Genomic DNA, 19,831 nt, shown 5'->3' with positions numbered 1-19,831 from the left:
ACAGCACTGTCATGAGACCGCAGGGTTTCCTCCACCATCGACGCCGAGAGTAATCGCCGGTCGTCGCCGGCGTCCCTGGCAGTCGGACTCCGGCCGGCTCCCCGAGCCGCCCGTGGACGTCGGCGCGCCCAGCGACACCTGTCCGAGTTCCCGGGCGCCCAGACGGGGCGCGGGACAACCCGAGATGCGGGCCGACCGGCGCGCGGCGCCGGCAACGCGCCCTGCGCGCCCGGACGCCCACGGAGGTCCACAGACCATGACCGTGTCCGCCACAGGCCCGGCAACCGACGACACCCCGCCGGACGGCGCACCCCCCGAACCGGGCCACCCCCGGCAGGGCATCGACCGGACGGTGCTGGGCGTCGCCGCCGTGGTGTCCGTCCTCTTCGTCGCATGGGGCATCGTCGCCACCGACAGCCTGGCCTCGGTCAGCGGCACCGCGCTCGACTGGGTGGTCCGCTCGTTCGGCTGGGTCTTCGTACTGGCCAGCACCGGCTTCGTGGTGCTCTCGATCTGGCTGGCGTGCAGCCGGTACGGCCGGATCAAGCTCGGCCGCGACGACGACAAGCCGGAGTTCTCCACCGTCTCGTGGGTCGCGATGATGTTCAGCGCCGGCATGGGCATCGGCCTGATGTTCTGGGGCGCCGCCGAGCCGCTGTCGCACCTGGCGACACCGCCGCGCGGCCTCAACGAACCGAACACCCCGCAGGCCGCCCGGGTGGCCATGGAGTACTCCCTGTTCCACTGGGCACTGCACCCGTGGGCGATCTACGCCGTCGTGGGCCTGTCGCTGGCGTACTTCACCTTCCGCAAGGGCCGGCGCGGTCTGATCAGCAGCGCCTTCTTCCCCCTCATCGGGGAGCGCGCCGGCCGTGGGCCCGGCCGGGCCATCGACGTCTTCGCGATCCTCGCGACGCTGTTCGGGTCGGCCGTCTCCCTCGGCCTCGGCGCCCTCCAGATCAACAGCGGTCTGACCAACCTCTGGGACGTGCCGAAGTCCACCCCGCTGGCGATCGGCATCATCGCGGCGCTCACCGTGGCGTTCGTGGTCTCCGCCGTCACGGGCGTCAAGCGGGGCATCCAGTTCCTGTCGAACACCAACATGGTGCTCGCGGTGGCGTTGATGTTCTTCCTGCTCGTGGTGGGCCCGACGGTCTTCGTCCTCAACACGCTCACCGCGTCGACGGGCGGCTACCTGGCCAACCTCGTTCCGATGAGCTTCCGCACCGGCGCCTTCGGTGGCGAGCAGTGGATGGCCGGCTGGACCATCTTCTACTGGGCCTGGTGGATCTCCTGGACCCCGTTCGTCGGGGCCTTCGTCGCCCGCATCTCCAAGGGCCGCACCATCCGTCAGTTCATCCTCGGCGTGGTGGCCGTCCCGAGCCTCGTCAGCATCGTCTGGTTCTCGGTGTTCGGCGGCACCGCCGTCGACCTGCAACTCGGCGGCACCGACCTGTCGGCCGCGGTGAAGGAGAGCCCGGAGGCGGCGCTCTTCGCGGTGCTGCGGGAGTTCCCGTTCTTCACCGTGACCGCGATCCTGGTCATGGTGCTGGTGGCGCTCTTCTTCGTCAGCGGCGCCGACGCCGCCTCGGTGGTGATGGGCACCCTCTCCTCGCGCGGCAACCTGGAGCCGAAGGCCTGGCTGGTCTCGATGTGGGGTGTCCTGACCGGCCTGGTGGCCGCGGTGCTGCTGCTCGCCGGTGGGCTGTCCGCCCTCCAGTCGCTGACGATCCTGGCCGCCCTGCCGTTCCTGTTCGTGATGGTCGGGATGGTGGTCGGGCTGCTCCGCGAGCTGCGGCGCGAACCGGACAGCGCCACGATGGCCCCGCAACTGCGCGCCCTCGTCTCGGCCACCGCACGACCGGCGCCCACGGACCCCGACGCTTCCTGACCGCCAGCGGGCGCGGGCCGTCCCGAACCGGGCCGGCCCGCGCCGCGCCGGGCCCGACCCCCGGCGGGTGGACGTACGATCGTGGGCGTCCGTACGGGCGGTGCCACGCGGGCTCCGCCGGGCCGAGCGAGGAGGCACGCCGTGACGCAGGCTCCGCCGGCCGCCGCGTCGGCGCCGCGCCTGATCGTGCTCAACGGCCCGCCCGGCTGCGGCAAGTCGACGTTGGCCCGCCGCTACGTCGAGGATCACCCGCTCGCGCTCGACCTCGACATCGACCGGATCCGTGACCTCGTCGGCCGGTGGCGTGACCATGCCGGTCCCGCCGGGCTGCTCGCCCGTAGCGTCGCCCTGGCGGCGGCCCGGGCGCACCTGGCCGGCCGCCACGACGTGATCGTCCCGCAGTTCCTCGGCCGCATCGAGTTCATCGAGCAGGCCGAGCGCGTCGCGCACGACACCGGCGCGGACTTCCACGAGATCGTGCTGCTCGACGACAAGCAGAACGCGCTGCGGCGCTTCGCCGAGCGCAGCCGTACCTCCAGCGACCCGGCGCATCTCGACGCCCAGCGCCTGCTCGACCGCCACGGCGGGGCCACGGAGCTGGCGGGCATGTACGACCGGCTGCTCACGGTCGTGGCCGCCCGGCCCGGCACGCGGGTGGTGCGCAGCGAGCACGGCAGGGAGGACGAGGCCTACCGGGACCTCCTCGCCTGCCTCGCCTAGGACGCGGGGCCTCGTCGGGTCGGCGGTGGACGTGTCGGGGCCGCCTCCCGCTCCGACGGCTCCGGGCGCTCCACGCGGGTGGGGTCGCCACGGACGAGTTCGTCGTGGATGCGCCAGCGCGCGGCGACGACGGCGCGCCCCGCGGCCTCGTCGCCGCGCGCGATGCGCTGCCGCAGCAGCTGGAGGGCGAGGCGGCGGTTCAGGCTGAACTGCCGTTCCGTGTCGACCACGACCACGAGGCCCGAGGGCCGGTGGGTCGCGCGCACCGCCGTGCTGGCCTTGTTCCGGTGCTGGCCGCCCGGCCCGCCGGTGCGGCAGGCCACGATGTCGACGTCCGCCTCCGCGAACGTCGTGACCGGGCTGTCGAGCCGGCACGGTCGGGCGACGACGTACCAGTTCTTCCGGCCGGTGCCCGCCCGGTAGGGGCTGGGGGCCTGCCAGCACAGGGTGCCGGTCCACGAGGCGGTGAACGCCTGGACGTCGCCCCCGTCGATCCGGATCAGGGCCGACCGGAAGGTGCCGGGCCGGTCGCCGGGCACCGTCTCGACCCGGTGGGTCGTCAGGCCCCGCCGGGCGGCGTCGGCCTCCAGGCGGCGCAGCAGCCGGGCCAGCGCCCAGGCACACTCCTGCGGGCCGCGCCCGGCGGACATCAGCAGGTGCGTGCTCACGGCCGGCCCCGCCTGCGGCGGCCGTCCCGACGGTCCGGCCGGGCGGCGGAGCCGACGTCCGGCGTCTTGTAGGTGACCAGGGGGACGGTGGTGGCCACCGGGGTGGCCAGGCCGTGCTCGACGAGGTCGTCGACCACGCGTTCGATGCGCTTGTAGGCCGTGGGCGCCTCCTCGAAGAGCAACTGGCGGTCGCCACACACCACCAGCGAACCCACGGGGGTGCGGCGCAGTTCCTCGACGGTGTGCTTGGCCCGGCTGCGCCGCAGGGCGTCCGCGCGGGACATCTTGCGACCCGCGCCGTGCGCCACCGAGTGGTTGGCCTCCGGGCCGGCATGGGCGGCCACCAGGTAGGAGGGGGTGCCCCGGGTGCCGGCGACGAGCACGTCGCGGCCGTCGCCCGGGGCGGCACCCTTGCGGTGCAGGTAGAGCCCGTCGCGGACCTCCACCAGGTTGTGGCACTGGTCGACGACGGGCGCGGTGGGCTCGGCCCCCAGGGCGTGGGCGACCCGGGCGGCCAGCAGCCGCCGGTTGAGCGAGCCCCACCGTACGGCGTCGTCGTGCGCCGCCAGGTAGGCCGCCGGGTCAGGGGCGGGGCCCGCGCCGTGGGTCTCGGTGTGCGCCCGCAGGATGCGCTCGCCCAGCCCCCGGGAACCGGAGTGCACGACGAGCACGAGGTCGCCGGCGTCGAGCCCGAGGCGGCCCGCGTGGCCCGGCTCGAAGACCGTCCCGACGCGCGCCAGCTCGACGAAGTGGTTGCCCCGGCCGACCGTGGCGAGTCCTTCGGTGTGCCCGGCGGGGATATCGCCGTGCAGGACGGCCCAGGCGGGGTCGTCGGCGTCCCGCTCGGGGTCGAGCGGGCGGTCGAGGTCGGGGAAGCGGGCGGCGAGCCGCTCCGGCACGGCACGCTTGAGCCTGACCGGGAACACGGCGATGCCGCAGCCGATGTCGGAGCCCACCAGGAACGGGTACAGCACGGTCGAGGCCATGGCGGCGCCGATGGGGGCGCCCTTGCCCGGGTGCAGGTCCGGCATGGCGGCGACGTGGACCATGCCGTCGAGGGCGGCCACCTGCTGGCACTGCGCCAGGGCGTCGGACTCGATCCAGCTCGTGGGGGAGGCGAACACGGCGACGGTGGCCGGGGTGGACTGCGGCAGGAACTGGTGCTGAGACAAGGACGCTCGCTTCTCGCGGAAACGGGAATGGACGGACGGCACCACGACACCGGTCGGTGCCGCGCGCCTCGGCGATGGGGATGCTGCCCGTCAGAACGTCATGACCGACACGATTCCGGAGCCGACCGTCCGCGGCAACCGACTTTCCGCCGCACCGGCGACCTGTGCGACGCCCTGCCAGCAGCCCCTGGTCGTCGCGACGGCGTGCGGCGGTCAGGGGGCGGGCAGGGCGCCGAGGCGGTGCAGCAGCTGCCGGCCCAGCGGCAGGCGCTTGTCGGCGTCGCCGTCCGCGCGGACGTCCACGTTCAGCGCGAAGCAGTACAGCCGGTCGCCGCGCTCGACCCAGCCGACCCACCATCCCGTGCCCGGGTCGGTGGCGTCCGTCCAGCCGGTCTTGCCGTACAGGGCGTACCCGCCGGTGCGCTCCAGGCGCAGGATGTCCCGGACGGTGGCCTGGTGCCCCCGGTCGGCCGGCAGCTCGCCCCGGGCCAGCCGGGCCAGCCACCGTGCCTGCTCGTCGGCCGAGATCTCCAGCGGCCCGCTCAACCAGAACCGGTCCACGGCCGGCCCGACCTCGCCGTTGCCGTAGCCGAGCCGGTGCAGCCACTCCCGTTCCCGGTCCGGGCCGATGCGGCGGGCCAGCTCCTGGAACACCGGCACGTTGGAGACCCGGACCGCGTCGCGCAGCCCCATGTCCCGCTCCCAGGCGGCGACGCGCTGCGGCCCGCCGCCGTACGGGACCTTCTCCCGATCGTCGCGCACCACGCCGGTCTCCAGCGCGATCAGGCTGTGCGCGATCTTGAACGTCGAGGCGGGGACGAAGCGCCGCTCGGCCCGCTCCCGGTCGACCATGACCACGCGTCCGGCCGTCACGTCGTACATCACGAAGGTGCCCCGGAGGCCGGCCTGCCGGAACAGGCCCGCCAGGTCGTCGCGGACCTCGACCGCCGGCGCGGTCGGCGTGGGGGACGGACCCGTGGCGGCGGTGGCGGACGCGGCGTCGGCCGGCGGCGGCTGCGAACGCCCGCTGCCGGTGCAGCCGGTCACGCCGGCCAGCAGGAGCAGGGCGACGGCCGCGGCACCCGCGACCCGTCGCCGGGGCCGGGCGCCCGGGCCGCCCGCCGTCGGCGGCGCGGCCAGGCTCCCCGCCCGTGTCTCGAAGACCACCCGCCACCGCCTCCGTCCGTGCCGGCACCGACACCCCAGTGAAGCACGTGCCAGGGCGCTACGGCGCCGCCCGACCGCCCCGCGCCGCCGGTCGGCTCACGGCCTCGCCGGGGCGTCCGGTTCCGACACCCGCAGGTGCCGGTCCAGGTTCGCGACCAGCTCGTCCGCGCCGGCGGGAACGACGTCGTCGGCCCAGCTCCGCAGCGCCCGCAGGAACCCGGCCAGGTCCGCCCGGACGCCGTCGACGAGCCCCGTCAGCTCATCGAGGTCAGCGTCCACCCAGGAACCGCCCTCCTCGTCCGCCCACACCCGGACCGTGCCGTCGGGGCGCTGCTCCACCCAGGGGTCGGGGTCGTGGCCCAGGTTCGGTGAGCGGCCGGCCGGGATCTCGTACCACTCGCGCCAGTCCTCCAGGCCACTGCAGCAGCCCGGGTCGATCCGCGCCCCCGTCGTTGGGTCGGTGAGGCGCAGACCGCCGGGCACCACCAGGGAGCCGGGCTCCGGGTCGGCCGCCACCACCGGCAGCACGGCGGTCAGCGGGTCGTCGTCCCCGGGCCACACCGTGCGGTCGTCGAGGTGGTTGTACGCCGCGATCCGGGCCACGGCGGCGCCCACCTCGGCGGCGGTCAGGGCCTCGGAGAGCGCCAGCCACGGCCCGACGTCGGCCACCGGCCAGAGCGGGAAGTCGTCGAGGCGACCCACCTCGAGCACCGGCTGGAGCCGTGGCGCGTGGCGGGTGGAGGCGGACCGGGACCCGACGGCGCGCCCGCCGGGGGTACGGGGTCCGGTCACGGTGCGGACGCGCCGATCACGGCGGCCACCTCGGGCGGCAGCGGGTACGGGCGCTCCGGCGGCAGCAGCGCCTCGGCGGCGGTGTCGTCGCCCGCGTCGAGCGCCGCACGCACCGCGTGGGCGGTCGGGGTCACGTCGGTGAGACCGACGAGCCACTCGTCGACGTAGCGCCGCACCGCCTCGCCGCCGAGCCCGACCTGGAGGGACCGGTGCGGCAGCGGGGCCAGGCGCAGCGACCGTTCCGGGTCCCACTGCACCCGCACGGGGCAGGCCCGCAACCGCCCCGACCAGGTCTCCCGGTCGGGGTACAGGTCGCGGTCGAAGCTGCTCGGGCACGAGTTGGCCAGCGCCCACTCGAAGCCGGCGCGGGTGATCTCGACGGCCAGCACCCGCTCCTGCCCGGGCTTCGCGCCCCATCCGCAGCGGTACATCATCCAGCGGAACGACGGCTTGATCCACGTCATCCGTTCCCGCTTGAACGGCGGCACGAAGCGGCCGGCGGCCAGCGCCGGACCCGCGATCTCCGGCGGGTACGCCTGGTACACGGTGACGGTGTCGGCGGTGTGACGGGCACGGACCTGGTGCGGGGGAACCGGCATGGCGCCGATCCTGACGGCTCGCCCCGGGCCCGGTCCACCGGATTGTCCCCACCGGGCCGCCGGTCCCGGTGGGGGATAGGCTGCCGGTCGTGGCAGGACTTCTCAGGAGTGTGGCGGCCCGCATCGGCGGGGTCATCCCGTCGCCGCGTCGGCCCCGGCCGGGCCCGGCGCAGGTCGCCCGTCCCCGCCAGGTCGCCGCGTTGCAGCGCCGGCAACTGGCGTACGCCCCGGAGCGCGACGGGCACGCCGATCCGGGGGAGATCGTCTGGACCTGGGTGCCGTACGAGGACGACCCGCGGCAGGGCAAGGACCGCCCGGTGCTGGTGGTGGGCCGGCACAGCCGGACGCTGTTCGGGCTGATGCTGTCCAGCCAGAGCGAGCGTGACGGGCAGCGGCACTGGCTCGCGCTCGGTCCGGGCGAGTGGGACCGGGACAACCGGCCGAGCTGGGTGCGGCTGGACCGCGTACTGACCATGCGGGAGGACGGCATCCGCCGCGAGGGCGCGGTGCTGGACCGGGCCCGGTTCGACCGGGTGGGGCAGGCCCTGCGGGCCGGCTACGGCTGGCGCTGAACGTCAGGCCGGCTCGCGGCTCGGGCCGACCGCGGCGTCGTGGGCGTCCGGCGGCGGGTACGGCTGCGCGGCCAGGAGTCGGGCCAGGTGCGCGCTGTTGAGCGCCAGCGCCTTCGTGGTGCGTCCCGTGGTGTCGGGCTTGGGGCGGGCGTCGATGTAGTCCACCTTGTGCAGCGCCTCGCCGACCCAGTAGGTGGCGCCCGCCGCGGGGCAGGTGAAGCCGACCTCGTTGAGGGCCTGCTGCACCTCGCCGATGGTGTGGTGCGCGCCGTCCTCGTTGCCGACGACCGCGACCCCGGCGACCTTGCCGTAGGTGAGCAGCCGGCCCTCGGCGTCGGTCTCGGACAGCTCGGCGTCGAGCCGCTCGAGGACCATCTTGCACACCGCGGACGGCTGGCCGAGCCAGATCGGCGTGGCGATGACGAGGATCCGCGCGGCCATCAGCTTGGACCGGATGGCCGGCCAGCCGTCGCCGTCGCCCTCGTCGGTGGAGACCCCGAACCGCACGTCGTGGTCGACGACCCGGACCAGGTCGCCCGCCACCCCCTGCTCGGCGAGGGCGTCGAGCACCTCGCGCCCGAGCACCTCGGCGCTCGACGGGGCGGGGGACCGCTTGAGGGTGCAGTTCAGGACCAGGGCCCGGATGCTCGCCACGGTGGTTCCCCTTCCGGCCGGTGCGGCGCTGACCCCGCCGGCATACCCGCCGGCCGTCGCGGGACACGTGGAAACGCCTCGCGCCCGGTCGGCGGTCCGTCGGGGCGGGCCGGCCCGCTCAGCACTCCGCGAGGTGGGCGGTGTCGACGAGTTGGCGGGGCGGGCGGGCCACCCCGAGGCTCTTGGCCCGGTACATCGCGGCGTCGGCCCGGTCGAGCGCCTCGGTGAGCTGCGCCGGCCCGGTGACGGGGGCGAGCCCGACGGAGGCGGTCACCCGGACGCTGAGCCCGCCCAGCGGGATCGGGGCGGCGAGGCTGTCGCAGAGCCGCCGGGTGGCGTGCTCGATCCACCGCCGGTCGATCGTGGGGCTGGTGAGCAGCCCGGCGAACTCGTCGCCGCCGAGCCGGGCGACCAGGTTGTCCCCGGCGAAGGCGGCGAGCCGCTGGGCGACGCTGACCAGCACCTGGTCGCCGGCGGCGTGCCCGTAGCGGTCGTTGATCTGCTTGAAGTCGTCGAGGTCGAGCACGACGGCGATCAGCGGCTGGCCGGCCGCGTCGGTGAGCAGGGTGGCGGCCAGGCGGTAGAAGGCGCGGCGGTTGGGCAGGCCGGTCAGCGGGTCGTGGCTGGCGGCGTGCCGCTCGGCGGCAAGCTCGGCCTGGAGGTGCCTGATCTCGGCCTCGGCCTCGATCGCGCGGCGCCGCAGCTGCCAGGAGGTGACGAGTGCCCCGGCGGCACAGATGCCGGACGCGATGGTCAACGGATCCGGCACGAGACCTCCCATCACCACGATGACTCCCGGCCCCGGCACGCGGCGGTCCACGCCCGCGCCAGGTCCTCTCCGCCCTGGTGGCGGCCCAGGTTCGGTAACTCTCAGTGAACGGATGGGTACCGTTCACGTGCGTTATCATGCTCGCTGTCCGATGCAGATGCAATAGCAGATGCACGTGCAGGAAGCCCATCGTCGATGCCGTGCGCCCCTCACCGAGCCGCTGCGGCCGGCGTCGCGGGGCTCGCGAGAGAAAGACGCCCATGCAACAGCCTCCGAACGGCGTTCCCACCACCCAGCTGCCCCCGCTGCGCTGGCAGAAGAGTCGCCGGAGCAACCCCAGCGGCAACTGCGTCGAGCTGGCCGAACTGCCGGGCGGCGCCGGCATCGCCATGCGCAACTCCCGGCACCCCGAGGGGCCGGCGCTGATCTACACGGTCGACGAGATCGCCGCCTTCGTGCTCGGCGCCCGCGACGGCGACTTCGACGATCTGATCGCCTGACCGCGTCCCGTCGGCGGGGCGGATTGTCCGCACCGAGGAAGTTCACCTCACTCACGGTTCATGGCATGCTTACACGTCGGCCGCGCGAGGGCACCTGGCCGACCTGAACCGGCGTGTGGAGGTCGGCTGTGGCGATGGGTCCCGCCGAGGGCGGTCCGGGGACCGGCCCGACCGTGCTGCGCATGTTGCTCGGTGCCCAGTTGCGCCGGCTGCGCGAGTCCAGCGGGGTGACCCGGGAGGGCGCCGGCTGGGAGATCCGCGCGTCCGAGTCGAAGATCAGCCGGATGGAGCTGGGCCGGGTCGGCTTCAAGGAGCGCGACGTCGCGGACCTGCTCACCCTCTACGGCGTCACCGCGTCCGAGGAACGGGAGGCGCTGCTCAAGCTCGCCCGCGACGCCAACAGCCCGGGCTGGTGGCACCGCTACGGCGACGTGCTGCCGAGCTGGTTCCAGTCGTACCTGGGGCTGGAGGCGGCCGCGGTGCTCATCCGCAGCTACGAGGTCCAGTTCGTCCCGGGCCTGCTCCAGACCCGAGAGTACGCCCGCGCGGTGGTGCTGCTCGGGCACGGGCGGGCCGCGCCGGCGGAGATCGAGCGCCGGGTCGCCCTGCGCATGCAGCGCCAGCGGTTGCTGCACCGCGAGCGCCCGCCGCAGCTGTGGGCGGTGGTGGACGAGGCCGCCCTGCGCCGGCCGATCGGCGGCCCCCGGGTGATGCGTGACCAGGTGGCGGCGTTGATCGAGGCGACCAAGTCGCCGAACATCCGGCTCCAGGTCATCCCGTTCGCCGCCGGGGGGCACGCCGCCGCCGGTGGGGCCTTCACCATCCTGCGCTTCGGCGACCAGGAACTGCCCGACGTCGTCTACATCGAACAGCTCACCAGCGCGCTCTACCTCGACAAGCGCGACGACCTCGACTACTACGCGGTGGCGATGGAGCGACTCTGCGTGGAGGCGGAGCCGCCGGAGCGTACGCCCGAGATCCTCGGCGGGATCCTGGACGACCTCTATCCGGGGTGAGCACGGCCGGGCGTCGTCCGGTCGGGGCTGCGGCTACCATGGTCGCCGACCGGCGACAGTGGACGGACGCCCCCGCTCGCGGGGCGCAGAGTCGTGGAGGCTGCCTTGACCACCGATGCCCCGGGCACGACGTCCGGCCCCGCCAGCCCCAGCGACCGCATCGACACCTCGGTGGCCCACCCCGCGCGCCGGTACAACTACTGGCTCGGCGGCAAGGACAACTTCCAGGCCGACCGGGACTCCGGCGACATGGTGGCGGCGTCCTTCCCGACGATCCGCACCGCCGCCCTGGAGAACCGGCGTTTCCTCCAGCGGGCGGTGCGGCACCTCGCCCGGGAGGCGGGCATCCGCCAGTTCCTCGACATCGGCACCGGCATCCCGACCGCCGACAACACCCACGAGGTCGCCCAGGCCGTCGCCCCCGAGTCGCGGGTGGTCTACGTCGACAACGACCCGATCGTGCTCGCGCACGCCCGGGCGCTGCTGACCAGCTCGCCCGAGGGCGCCACCGCCTACATCGACGCCGACCTGCGCGACCCGGAGCGCATCCTGCGCCACCCGGACCTGCTGCGCACCATCGACCCGTCCCGGCCGGTGGCCCTGATGCTGGTCGCGATCCTGCACTTCGTGGGCGACGACGACGACCCGTACGCCGTGGTCACGCGGCTGCTCGACGCGCTGCCGCCGGGCAGCTTCCTGGCGGCCTCGCACGCCACCCACGACTACCTGCCGCCGCAGGTGGCGCAGGAGGCGAAGGAGGCGGCCCGGGGCGACGGGCCGCACGGCCTGATCAACCTGCGCACCCGGGCCGAGTTCACCCGCTTCTTCGCAGGGCTGGAGCTGGTGGAGCCCGGCATCACCTCCGTCGCCGAGTGGCGTGCCGAGGACGCCCCGCAGCCGCGGCCGACGGCGGCCGAGGTCAGCATGTACGCAGGGGTGGCCCGCAAGCCCTGACCCGCGCCCGCGTCGGGGACGACCGGCGCTGGTGGCGTCGTGCGTGCGCTGCACCTCGTCGTTCAGCTCGGCCGGCGGACGGGCACCGCGCTGGTGGTCGCCCCCGCCGGCAGGGCAGACTGAAGGGCTATGTCGCCGTTCTCGCCCGCCCTGCGGTTGCACGACCGCTACGTCCTGCGCGAGCGCATCGGTCTCGGCGGAATGTCCGAGGTGTGGCGCGCCGACGACGAGGTGCTGCACCGCCCCGTCGCGGTCAAGGCCCTCACCCGTCAGTTCGCCACCGACCCGCAGCTGCGGGCCACCATCCAGCGCGAGGCCCGCGCCGCCGCGCGGCTCACCCACCCGCACGTCACCCAGGTGTACGACTACGGCGAGGCGACCCTCGACGGCGGCATGGTCGTGCCGTACCTGGTGATGGAGCTGGTGCAGGGGCACAACCTCGCCGACCGGCTCGCCTCCGGCCCGCTGCCCTGGTCGGAGGCGGTACGGATGGCCGCCCAGGTCGCCGGCGCGCTCGCCGCCGCCCACCGCATCGGCGTTGTGCACCGCGACGTCAAGCCCGGCAACGTCATGCTCACCGAGACCGGCGCCAAGGTGCTCGACTTCGGCATCGCCGCGCTCGCCGGTCCGCACCATCCGCGCGCCGGTCAGACCGGCGAGCTGCTGATGGGCACCCCCGCCTACTTCGCCCCGGAGCGGATGCGGCCCGGGCCGCCGAACCCGGCCAGCGACGTCTACGCCCTGGGGGCGCTGCTCTACCGCACCCTCACCGGCCGGGCCCCGCTGCCCGTGCAGACCTGGGAGGACGCGCTGGAGGTGCACGCCGGGCACCGGCCGGTGCCGCCCCCGCGGGCGCCGGGGCTGCCGGCCGACGTCGCCGAGCTGACCCTGGCCTGCCTCGCCACCGACCCGACGCGCCGGCCGAGCGCCGCTGAGCTTTCCGCCCGTCTGGGCGCGTCGACGTCGGCCAACCCGCCGACGGCTGTCCTGCCGCCCCTGCCCGGGAGCCCCGCGCACCCGCCGACCCTGGTCGACCGCGCGCTGCCGGGGCCCGACCGCGCGCTGCCGGGGCCGGCGTCCGGGCGCGCGGGGGTGCCGTACCCCGCCCCGGCCGGCGGGCACCAAGCCGTGGCCGCCCGTACCGGCCGGGGTGTCCCGGCCACCGACGCGCGGGCGACACGGAACAGGCCCGTCACCGCGCTGGTCGCCGTCGGCGTGGCGCTGCTCGTCGGGCTCGTCGGGGCGATCGTGCTCCCCGACGGCGCGAGCCCACCACCGGCGGCGGCCCCCACCACCGGCACGCCGGGCGGCGAGCCGACGTCGGCCAGACCGACGCGACCGCCGGCCACGACCGCCGCCCCGCCGCCGGCGACCGCGCGACCCGACCCGGTCGGCCTGCCGCAGTTCATCGCGGAGTTCGCCGCGGTGCTCGCCTGGGCGCAGGCACGCGGCGAGATCGACCGCAAGACGGTCGAGGGGCTGCGGGACAAGCTCGCCGACCTGAGCCGGGGCAAGCAGAAGGACCGGGCCAAGCGGGTCGAACAGCTGCGGGAGCGCCTCGCCGAGGCCGCCGAGGAGGGGCAGATCCCGCCGGACACGGCGGCGCGACTCGACGCCCTGCTCGACCGGGTCGACACGGGGCCGCGGAACGACGACGAGGACGACGACTGAGCCTGCTCAGGCGACCTCGACCGTCGAGCCCTGCACCACCCGACCGCTTCGGACCACCTGCGCGTACGCCCCCACGCACGGCTGTGGGCCCAGCTGCGGCAGCGGCGCCACCCGGTTGAGCCGGGCCGGTACGCGCAGCGCCTCGCCCTGCCGGGGGAGCGGCCCGTGCGCCAGGGTCGGCACCGCGCACCGTGGGGTCGGGGCGAGCACCCGCAGCACCAGCTCCGGGCCGATCCGCAGCTCGCGGCCGACCCAGTCGTTCTCGGCGAAGCCGTCCACGTCGACGTCGAGCACGAGGTTGGGCCGGTAGCGGACCGCCTCGACGGTGCCGGCCGGAAGCTCGGCGGCCACCCGGGCCAGCGTGGCCGTGGTGACCAGGTGCACCGGGGCGAAGTCGAAGAAGGTGCCCGGCGCCGCCGCCCCGAGCGGACTGGCGTCGACCGGGACCTCGGCGGTGAGGCCGGCGGCCAGCACCGCGTCCGGGTCGGCCCGGTCCAGCACCGCCCCGGCGGGGGGCCGGTCGATCAGCGTGACCGGGGCGTCGAGCACCCGCGACAGCACGTCGTCGACGTCGGGGTCGACGCTGGACACGGCCCGCCCGTCGGGCAGCGTGATGCGTACGGGCCCGGGTGCGGCGCCGGTCGCGTGGAGCGCGAGCAGGCCACGCCAGAGCCGGGGGTGTTTCGCGCTGGCCACCCGCCCGGTGCCCCGGTGTCGCAGGGCCAGCCGCCGGTCGCCCGCCACGCCCGCCGGGCCGACGTCGGCGGCGGGCAGCCGCTCGCCCAGCATCGACTTCACCGGATAGCGCCACAGCTGCGCCAGCCGGCCGGTCACCGCGCCGACCGGGGCCGCGTCGGCGATCGTGGTGCGCGTCGTCACGGGGTCACCCTAGTGCGGTTGCCGCCACCGGATCGCCCCGGCGCGGCGTGACGGTCCCCGGACCGGATCCGACCCCTGGGACCGGTCCGGGGCGGGCGGGCACCGCGGCCGGGGGCGTCGCCCGGCGCTACCGGGCCAGCAGGGCGCGCAGGGCGGCGACGACCTCGGTGGGCGCCTCCTCGGCCATGAAGTGCCCGCAGGTGACCGTCCGGTGTTCCAGGTCGGGTGCCCAGGCCCGCCACAGCGCGGCCGCGTCGTAGCCGAGGGCGGCACCCCAGTCCTGTTGCAGCACGCTCACCGGCATCCGCAGCGTCGCGCCGGCGGCCCGGTCGGCGCGGTCGTGCGCGACGTCGATCCCGGCGGAGGCCCGGTAGTCGGCGACGATGGAAGGCACCGCCTCCCGGGACGCCCGCAGGTACGCCGCCCGCACCTGGGCGGGGATGGCGTCCGGGTCGCGGGTCCAGGCGTCGAGGAAGTGGCCGAAGAAGGCGTCCGCGCTCGCCCCGATCAGCCGCTCGGGCAGACCCGGGGGCTGGGCCATCAGGTAGAGGTGGAAGCCGACGGCGGCGGAGACGCCGCGCATGACGTCCCACATGTCGAGGGTGGGCAGCACGTCCAGCGCGGCCAGGTGGGTGACCGTCCCGGGGTGGTCCAGGCCGGCGCGGACGGCGACCAGGGCGCCGCGGTCGTGCCCGGCGAGGGCGAACCGCTCGTGGCCCAGCGCCCGGGCGAGCGCGACCACGTCCGCGGCCATGGTCCGCTTCGAGTACGCGGTCCCGTCCGTGTCGGCCGGCTTGTCGCTGTCGCCGTAGCCGCGCAGGTCGGGGCAGATCACGGTGTGGTCGGCGGCGAGATCGGCGGCGACGTGCCGCCACATGAGGTGGGTCTGCGGGAAGCCGTGCAGCAGCACGACCGCGCTGCCGGAACCGGCGACGGCCGCGCTGAGCGTCACGCCGTCGGCGACGGTGACGCGTCGGTGCTCGAATCCGCTGATCGTCGGGTGCATGGTGGGCCTTCCTGTGGTGCCGCCCTCGCGGCGGGTGCGGTGGTCCGGGGACCACGTCGTCCGGCACCGAGCGTGCCCGGGGGCGATCAGCGACCGGTCAGCGACGGATGAGTGCCGCGCGGTGCCGGCCCCGGGCACCCGGCCGGCGGGGCCTGCCTAGATTGGTGCCATGACCAGGCACCCGGCGGCGGACGCGGTGGCCTTCGGCGTGCTGGGACCGGTGCGCGCGGTGCGCGACGCCGGACCTGTCGCGCTGAAGGGCCCCCGCCACCGCGCCGTGCTGGCCCGCCTGCTCGTCGCCCGGGGCCGGGTCGTACCGGTCGAGCGGCTCGTCGGGGACCTGTGGGAGAGGCCCTCGGACGGCGCGGTGGGGGCGATCCGCACGTTCGTCGCCGACCTGCGCCGCGCCCTGGAACCGGACCGGGCGGCCCGGCAACCCGCCCGCCTGCTGGTGACCGCCCCGCCCGGCTACGCGCTGCGCGCGGCCCCGGACGCCGTGGACGCCTGGCGGTTCGAGGCAGCGGCCGGCGAGGCCGGCGAACTGCTGACGGCCGGCGACGCCGTACCCGCGCTGCGTCGCCTCGACGAGGCACTGGGCCTGTGGCGCGGTCCGGCGTACGCGGAGTTCGCGGACCAGCCCTGGGCCCGCGCGGAGATCGACCGGCTCGACGAGTTGCGGATGCTGGTCCTCGAGCGGCGGGCGGAGGCGCTGCTGGCGCTCGACCGGGCCGCCGAGGCCGCCGCCGGACTACGGGCCCACACGGCCGGCCACCCGCTGCGGGAGGACGCCTGGCGGCTGCTGGCCACCGCCCTGTACCGGTCGGGCCGCCAGGGCGAGGCGCTTGCCGCGCTGCGGCAGGCGCGCGACACCCTGCTCACGGAACTCGGCGTCGACCCGGGCCCGCGGCTGCGCCGGCTGGAGGCGGACATCCTCGCCCAGGCGCCGGAACTGATCCCGCCTGTGGTGCCCGCGCCCGTGGTGAGCGCCGGGGCGGCGACGCCCGTGGTGGGCGCCGGGGCGGCCGCGCCCGTGGTGGGTGCCGGAGCGGCCGCGCCCATGCCGGCCGGCGCGGCGGTCCCGCCTGACGAGCGCCCGTTCGTCGGGCGGGACGGGGAGCTGATTGCCCTGCGGCAGGCCGCCGCCCACGTCGCCGGGCACGGCAGCCTCGCGCTCGCCCTCGTCTCGGGCGAGCCGGGCGCGGGCAAGACCGCGCTCGCCGACGCCCTCGCCCGGGACCTGGCCGCCGCCGGCTGGACGACCGCGTGGGGCCGCAGCCCGGAGTACGACGGCGCCCCGGTCGCCTGGCCCTGGGCCCGGATCACCGCCGCGCTCACCGCGTCCGCCCCCGGTGCCGCACAGCCGGGGCCCGCCGCGGCGGGCCCGGGGGTGGACGCGGCGGGCCGAGCGGCGGACGAGGCGGACCCGGAGGTGGACGCGGCGGGCTCTGGGGTGGACGCGGTGGACCCGGCGGTGGCCCGGTTCCGGCTCCGTCGCGCCGCCGCCTCGCTGGTCTCGGCGGCCGCCGGGCGGGGACCGGTGCTGCTCGTCGTCGACGACCTGCACCGCGCCGACGCCGACACCCTGGACCTGCTGACCGCCCTGGTCGGCGAGCCGGAGCCGGTGACCGGTCCGGTGCTGATCGTCGGCACGTACCGCACCGCCGAGATCACCCCCGAGTTGACCGCCGCGCTGGCCCGCTTCGCCCGCGTCGAACCGGTCCGGGTGCACCTGGGCGGCCTGGCCGAGCCCGCGACCGGGGACCTGGCCCGGGCGGTCGCCCGGCAGGAGCTGGAGCCGTCCGCGGTGCGCCTGATCCACCGCCGCAGCGGCGGGAACCCGTTCTTCGTACGGGAGTTGGCGCGGCTGCTCGCCACCGGGGGCGGCGCGGCCCTGCACGAGGTGCCGACGGGCGTACGCGACGTCATCCGCCACCGGCTGACCCGGCTGCCGGACGAGGTCCGTACGCTGCTGCGGCAGGCCGCCGTGCTCGGCCGGGACGTCGACCCGGACCTGCTGGCCGCCCTCGCCGGCGACACCCCGTCTGTCCTCGACGGTCTCGATCTCGCCCTGGCCGCGGGATTCCTCACCGAGTACGGCGCCGACGGGCGGCTGCGGTTCACCCACATCCTGGTGCGCGACACCCTCTACGGCGACCTGTCCGCGCCGCGCCGGGCCCGCTGGCACGCCGCGGCCGGCGAGGCGGTCGAGCGGCTGGACCCGCACGACGTCACCGCCCTCGCCCACCACTTCGCCCTCGCGGCGACCCGCGCCACCGCACCCCGCGCCGCACGCTACGCCCGGGCGGCCGCCGGGCGCGCCGAACGCCGCTTCCAGCCGCACGAGGCGGCCCGGCTGTGGCGTCAGGCGCTGTCCGCCCACGACCGGGCCGGCGACGGCGACGTACGGGGGCGGCTGGACGCCGTCATGGGGCTGGGCCGCGCGCTCGCCGTCACCGGCCACCTCGACGAGGCGCGGCGACTGCGCTCCACGGCCCTCGCCACCGCCGTCGAACTCGACGACGCCACCCTGACCGGCGATGTCCTCGCCGCCTTCGACGTCCCGGCCGTCTGGACCCGCAACGACGACGAACGCCTCTCCCGCCAGGTCGCCCGGGCCGCCGAGCGGGCGCTGGCCGCGCTCGGCGACGGCGATCCGCAACGCCGCAGCCGGCTGCTGAGCACCCTCGCCCTCGAACTGCGCGGCACCACCACCGACCACGGTCACCGGGCCGCGTGCGAGGCGGAGGCGATCGCCCGACGGCTGTCGCATCCGGCGCTGCTCGCCCACGCGCTCAACGCCCGCCTCCTGCACACGTTCGGCCGGGCCGGCCTCGCCGGCGAGCGCGCCCGCATCGGCGCCGAACTGGTCGAGCTGGCCGGTCGGCACGGGCTGGTGAGCTTCGAGGTACTCGGCCACCTCGTCCTTCTCCAGGCACGCTGCGCGCTGGCCGACCTCGGGGCCGCGGACGCGCACGCCCGCGCCGCCGAACGCCTCGCGCAGCGCTACGACCTGCCGCTGGTCGGCGTCTTCACCAGCTGGTACGCCGCCCTGCGACTGGCGATCGCCGGGCAGCCGGACGAGGCGGAGGCCGCCTACCGGGCGGCGCAGGCCCGGCTCACCGGCGGCGGGATGCCCGGCATGGAGCAGGGGCTGCTCGCGTTGGCGCTGCTGTGCCTGCGGCCGACCGCGCCGCAGCCGGAGGGGACCGCCGGGGGCGCGGCTGACTTCGGGCCGTACGAACCCTGGGCGCGCCCCCTGGTCCTGCTCGCCGCCGGTCGGCGCGGCGAGGCCGCCGCCGCGCTGCGCGCCGTTCCGGACTCGCCGCACGACCTGCTGCGCGAGGCCCGGCTCTGCCTCGCTGCCCGCGCCGCCCTCGCCCTCGACGACCACGACACGATGCGGCAGGCGTACGCCGCGCTCGTCCCGGCCGCCGACGAGCTGGCCGGCGCCGGCAGCGGCGTGCTGACCCTCGGCCCGGTGGCCCGGCACCTCGCGGACCTCGCCGCCGCGATGGGGCGCGCCGACGAGGCCGCCGCGCACCGCCGGACAGCCCGTGCGGTCGCCGCCCGGGCCGCCCGCTAGGCGCCTCCCGGCCTTCCGCGCCCGCCGCCACGGGCCGCCCGCCGCCCGGGAGGGCCGGCCCCGTGGCGGACTCTCAGGAACGGTTCGTAGCGTGGGGGCCATGATTCGTACCGCGCACGCCCTGCTCGCCTCCGGCACCGACACCGCGGAGGCCGCGCCACCCGAGGACGGACTGATCGGCTTCGTCATCGGTCTGGTCGAGCGGCTCGGCGGTCCCGGCGCGGGTCTGGCCGTGGCCCTGGAGAACCTCTTCCCGCCGATCCCCAGCGAGGTGATCCTCCCGCTGGCCGGATTCGTCGCGGGTCAGGGCCGGATGAGCGTGGTCAGCGCGATCTTCTGGACCACCCTCGGCTCGCTGCTCGGGGCACTGGCCCTCTACTGGATCGGCGCCGTGCTCGGCCGGGAACGGGTCCGGGCGATCGCGCAGCGGCTGCCGCTGGTCAAGCTCAGCGACGTGGACCGCACCGAGGAGTGGTTCCTGCGGCACGGGGTGAAGGCCGTCTTCTTCGGCCGGATGATTCCGATCTTCCGTAGCCTGATCTCCATCCCGGCCGGCGTGGAGCGGATGCCGGTGTGGACGTTCGCGGTCTACACGACGCTCGGCAGCCTGATCTGGAACACGACCTTCGTGATGGCCGGCTATCTGCTCGGCGACAACTGGCACCTGGTCGAGGGCTACGCCGGCGTGCTGCAGAAGGTGGTCATCGTGGCCTGCGTGGCGGCCGCCGGCTGGTTCGTGGTCTCCCGGATCATCCGGGCCCGGCGCGGCACGGCGCCCGTCGACCCCGCCGCGCCCGTCGACTCCGCCCCGCCCGTCGGCCTTGCCCCGCCCGTCGAGCCCGCTCCGCTGCCGTACGCGCCGGACCCGACGGGGCGGGGCACGATCTACCGCAGCGTCTACTCCGACGCGCAGGCCCCGGACCGCGACCTGTCCCGCTGAGCCTCAGGCGCGTGCCGGACCGTGTCTGGGTCCCGTGAGATCTTGGTAGGAAAGTGCCCCTCCAGGGGCGCGAAACTACCAAGATCTCCACCGGTCACGATCACGCCCATCTGCGTCGCGTGTCCGGTTTCGGTGGTGGCGTGCGGGGAGTGCGGCTGGCTGTGCTGGGCGGGTCCGGGGGTGGGCGGGGTGTTCGGTTTGGGGGTGTGGTCGGGGGCATCGTGGGGGCGGAATCGTGGCGGGGGTGGGGTGGTTACATGATGCGTACGACCGAGTAG

The 19,831-nt window shown here is 75.8% G+C and carries 18 protein-coding genes; 9 read left to right on the top strand and 9 right to left on the bottom strand.

Annotated features, from left to right (window positions below; translation table 11 throughout):
* Positions 1 to 256: 256 nt before the first annotated feature.
* Together AC5L34_RS23705 and AC5L34_RS23700 are read left to right on the top strand one after the other, a co-directional pair.
* Positions 257 to 1,891, top strand: a complete 1,635-nt coding sequence (locus tag AC5L34_RS23705; RefSeq protein WP_441176948.1) for a BCCT family transporter — start codon at positions 257 to 259, stop codon at positions 1,889 to 1,891.
* Positions 1,892 to 2,032: 141 nt separating this feature from the next.
* Positions 2,033 to 2,611, top strand: a complete 579-nt coding sequence (locus AC5L34_RS23700; protein WP_441176947.1) for an AAA family ATPase — start codon at positions 2,033 to 2,035, stop codon at positions 2,609 to 2,611.
* On the opposite strand, the gene prfH is transcribed toward AC5L34_RS23700, so the two are convergent.
* From prfH to AC5L34_RS23675, 5 genes are all read right to left on the bottom strand, one after another.
* Positions 2,608 to 3,279 (bottom strand): peptide chain release factor H, encoded by a 672-nt coding sequence (gene prfH / locus AC5L34_RS23695; protein WP_441176946.1) that lies wholly within the window; start codon positions 3,277 to 3,279, stop codon positions 2,608 to 2,610. The genes AC5L34_RS23700 and prfH overlap by 4 nt on opposite strands.
* Positions 3,276 to 4,451: an RNA ligase RtcB family protein gene (locus AC5L34_RS23690; RefSeq protein WP_441176945.1), complete on the bottom strand. Its 1,176-nt coding sequence runs from the start codon at positions 4,449 to 4,451 to the stop codon at positions 3,276 to 3,278. The genes prfH and AC5L34_RS23690 overlap by 4 nt, the downstream gene beginning before the upstream one ends.
* A gap of 213 nt (positions 4,452 to 4,664) precedes the next feature.
* The gene (gene blaOXA, locus AC5L34_RS23685; RefSeq protein ID WP_441177000.1) at positions 4,665 to 5,498 is read right to left on the bottom strand and encodes a class D beta-lactamase; all 834 of its coding nucleotides are present in this window, start codon (positions 5,496 to 5,498) and stop codon (positions 4,665 to 4,667) included.
* Positions 5,499 to 5,714: 216 nt separating this feature from the next.
* On the bottom strand, positions 5,715 to 6,410 hold the full coding sequence (locus AC5L34_RS23680; protein ID WP_441176944.1) for a hypothetical protein: 696 nt from the start codon (positions 6,408 to 6,410) through the stop codon (positions 5,715 to 5,717).
* Complete coding sequence (locus tag AC5L34_RS23675) at positions 6,407 to 7,009, bottom strand: DUF4291 domain-containing protein (RefSeq protein WP_441176943.1); 603 nt, start codon at positions 7,007 to 7,009, stop codon at positions 6,407 to 6,409. Before AC5L34_RS23675 ends, AC5L34_RS23680 begins: the two co-directional genes overlap by 4 nt.
* An 89-nt stretch (positions 7,010 to 7,098) precedes the next feature.
* On the opposite strand from AC5L34_RS23675, the gene AC5L34_RS23670 reads away from it, so the two are divergent.
* Positions 7,099 to 7,581: a type II toxin-antitoxin system PemK/MazF family toxin gene (locus tag AC5L34_RS23670; RefSeq protein WP_089000721.1), complete on the top strand. Its 483-nt coding sequence runs from the start codon at positions 7,099 to 7,101 to the stop codon at positions 7,579 to 7,581.
* 3 nt (positions 7,582 to 7,584) lie between these two features.
* On the opposite strand, the gene AC5L34_RS23665 is transcribed toward AC5L34_RS23670, so the two are convergent.
* Both AC5L34_RS23665 and AC5L34_RS23660 read right to left on the bottom strand, forming a co-directional pair.
* The gene (locus tag AC5L34_RS23665) at positions 7,585 to 8,235 is read right to left on the bottom strand and encodes a flavodoxin family protein (protein ID WP_441176942.1); all 651 of its coding nucleotides are present in this window, start codon (positions 8,233 to 8,235) and stop codon (positions 7,585 to 7,587) included.
* Between the two features lie 118 nt (positions 8,236 to 8,353).
* Positions 8,354 to 9,004, bottom strand: coding sequence for a GGDEF domain-containing protein (locus AC5L34_RS23660; protein ID WP_089003535.1), 651 nt, complete (start codon positions 9,002 to 9,004; stop codon positions 8,354 to 8,356).
* Between the two features lie 260 nt (positions 9,005 to 9,264).
* Here AC5L34_RS23660 and AC5L34_RS23655 point away from each other — a divergent pair, with 260 nt between their 5' ends.
* The 4 genes from AC5L34_RS23655 to AC5L34_RS23640 all read left to right on the top strand — a co-directional run bounded on the left by AC5L34_RS23655 (position 9,265) and on the right by AC5L34_RS23640 (position 13,145).
* Complete coding sequence (locus tag AC5L34_RS23655; RefSeq protein WP_089000719.1) at positions 9,265 to 9,504, top strand: DUF397 domain-containing protein; 240 nt, start codon at positions 9,265 to 9,267, stop codon at positions 9,502 to 9,504.
* A 128-nt stretch (positions 9,505 to 9,632) separates the two neighbouring features.
* Positions 9,633 to 10,520, top strand: coding sequence for a Sco1979 family transcriptional regulator (locus AC5L34_RS23650; protein ID WP_101409482.1), 888 nt, complete (start codon positions 9,633 to 9,635; stop codon positions 10,518 to 10,520).
* Positions 10,521 to 10,625: 105 nt separating this feature from the next.
* Entirely contained in the window at positions 10,626 to 11,474 is an 849-nt protein-coding gene (locus AC5L34_RS23645) for an SAM-dependent methyltransferase (RefSeq protein WP_089000717.1), read from the top strand.
* 129 nt (positions 11,475 to 11,603) lie between these two features.
* The gene (locus tag AC5L34_RS23640) at positions 11,604 to 13,145 is read left to right on the top strand and encodes a serine/threonine-protein kinase (protein WP_441176941.1); all 1,542 of its coding nucleotides are present in this window, start codon (positions 11,604 to 11,606) and stop codon (positions 13,143 to 13,145) included.
* Positions 13,146 to 13,151: 6 nt separating this feature from the next.
* Here AC5L34_RS23640 and AC5L34_RS23635 read toward each other — a convergent pair whose 3' ends face one another.
* Positions 13,152 to 14,024: an MOSC domain-containing protein gene (locus tag AC5L34_RS23635; RefSeq protein WP_441176940.1), complete on the bottom strand. Its 873-nt coding sequence runs from the start codon at positions 14,022 to 14,024 to the stop codon at positions 13,152 to 13,154.
* Positions 14,025 to 14,151: 127 nt separating this feature from the next.
* Positions 14,152 to 15,030 (bottom strand): alpha/beta fold hydrolase, encoded by an 879-nt coding sequence (locus AC5L34_RS23630; RefSeq protein ID WP_441176939.1) that lies wholly within the window; start codon positions 15,028 to 15,030, stop codon positions 14,152 to 14,154.
* A 169-nt stretch (positions 15,031 to 15,199) separates the two neighbouring features.
* On the opposite strand from AC5L34_RS23630, the gene AC5L34_RS23625 reads away from it, so the two are divergent.
* Both AC5L34_RS23625 and AC5L34_RS23620 read left to right on the top strand, forming a co-directional pair.
* Entirely contained in the window at positions 15,200 to 18,613 is a 3,414-nt protein-coding gene (locus tag AC5L34_RS23625; RefSeq protein WP_441176938.1) for an ATP-binding protein, read from the top strand.
* A 100-nt stretch (positions 18,614 to 18,713) separates the two neighbouring features.
* Positions 18,714 to 19,553, top strand: coding sequence for a DedA family protein (locus AC5L34_RS23620; protein WP_441176937.1), 840 nt, complete (start codon positions 18,714 to 18,716; stop codon positions 19,551 to 19,553).
* Positions 19,554 to 19,831: the final 278 nt, after the last annotated feature.

The sequence above is a fragment of the Micromonospora sp. ZG13 genome (assembly GCF_059359355.1).
The sequence above is the reverse complement of the archived record's forward strand: the minus strand, read 5'-3'. Positions and strand labels throughout refer to the sequence as shown.

Excerpts from the sequence above, each read along its gene's own strand:
- AC5L34_RS23705 (WP_441176948.1), top strand. The coding sequence starts at position 257 with ATGACCGTGTCCGCCACAGGCCCGGCAACCGACGACACCCCGCCGGAC.
- AC5L34_RS23675 (WP_441176943.1), bottom strand. The coding sequence starts at position 7,009 with ATGCCGGTTCCCCCGCACCAGGTCCGTGCCCGTCACACCGCCGACACC.
- AC5L34_RS23655 (WP_089000719.1), top strand. The coding sequence starts at position 9,265 with ATGCAACAGCCTCCGAACGGCGTTCCCACCACCCAGCTGCCCCCGCTG.
- AC5L34_RS23640 (WP_441176941.1), top strand. The coding sequence starts at position 11,604 with ATGTCGCCGTTCTCGCCCGCCCTGCGGTTGCACGACCGCTACGTCCTG.
- AC5L34_RS23630 (WP_441176939.1), bottom strand. The coding sequence starts at position 15,030 with ATGCACCCGACGATCAGCGGATTCGAGCACCGACGCGTCACCGTCGCC.
- AC5L34_RS23625 (WP_441176938.1), top strand. The coding sequence starts at position 15,200 with ATGACCAGGCACCCGGCGGCGGACGCGGTGGCCTTCGGCGTGCTGGGA.
- AC5L34_RS23620 (WP_441176937.1), top strand. The coding sequence starts at position 18,714 with ATGATTCGTACCGCGCACGCCCTGCTCGCCTCCGGCACCGACACCGCG.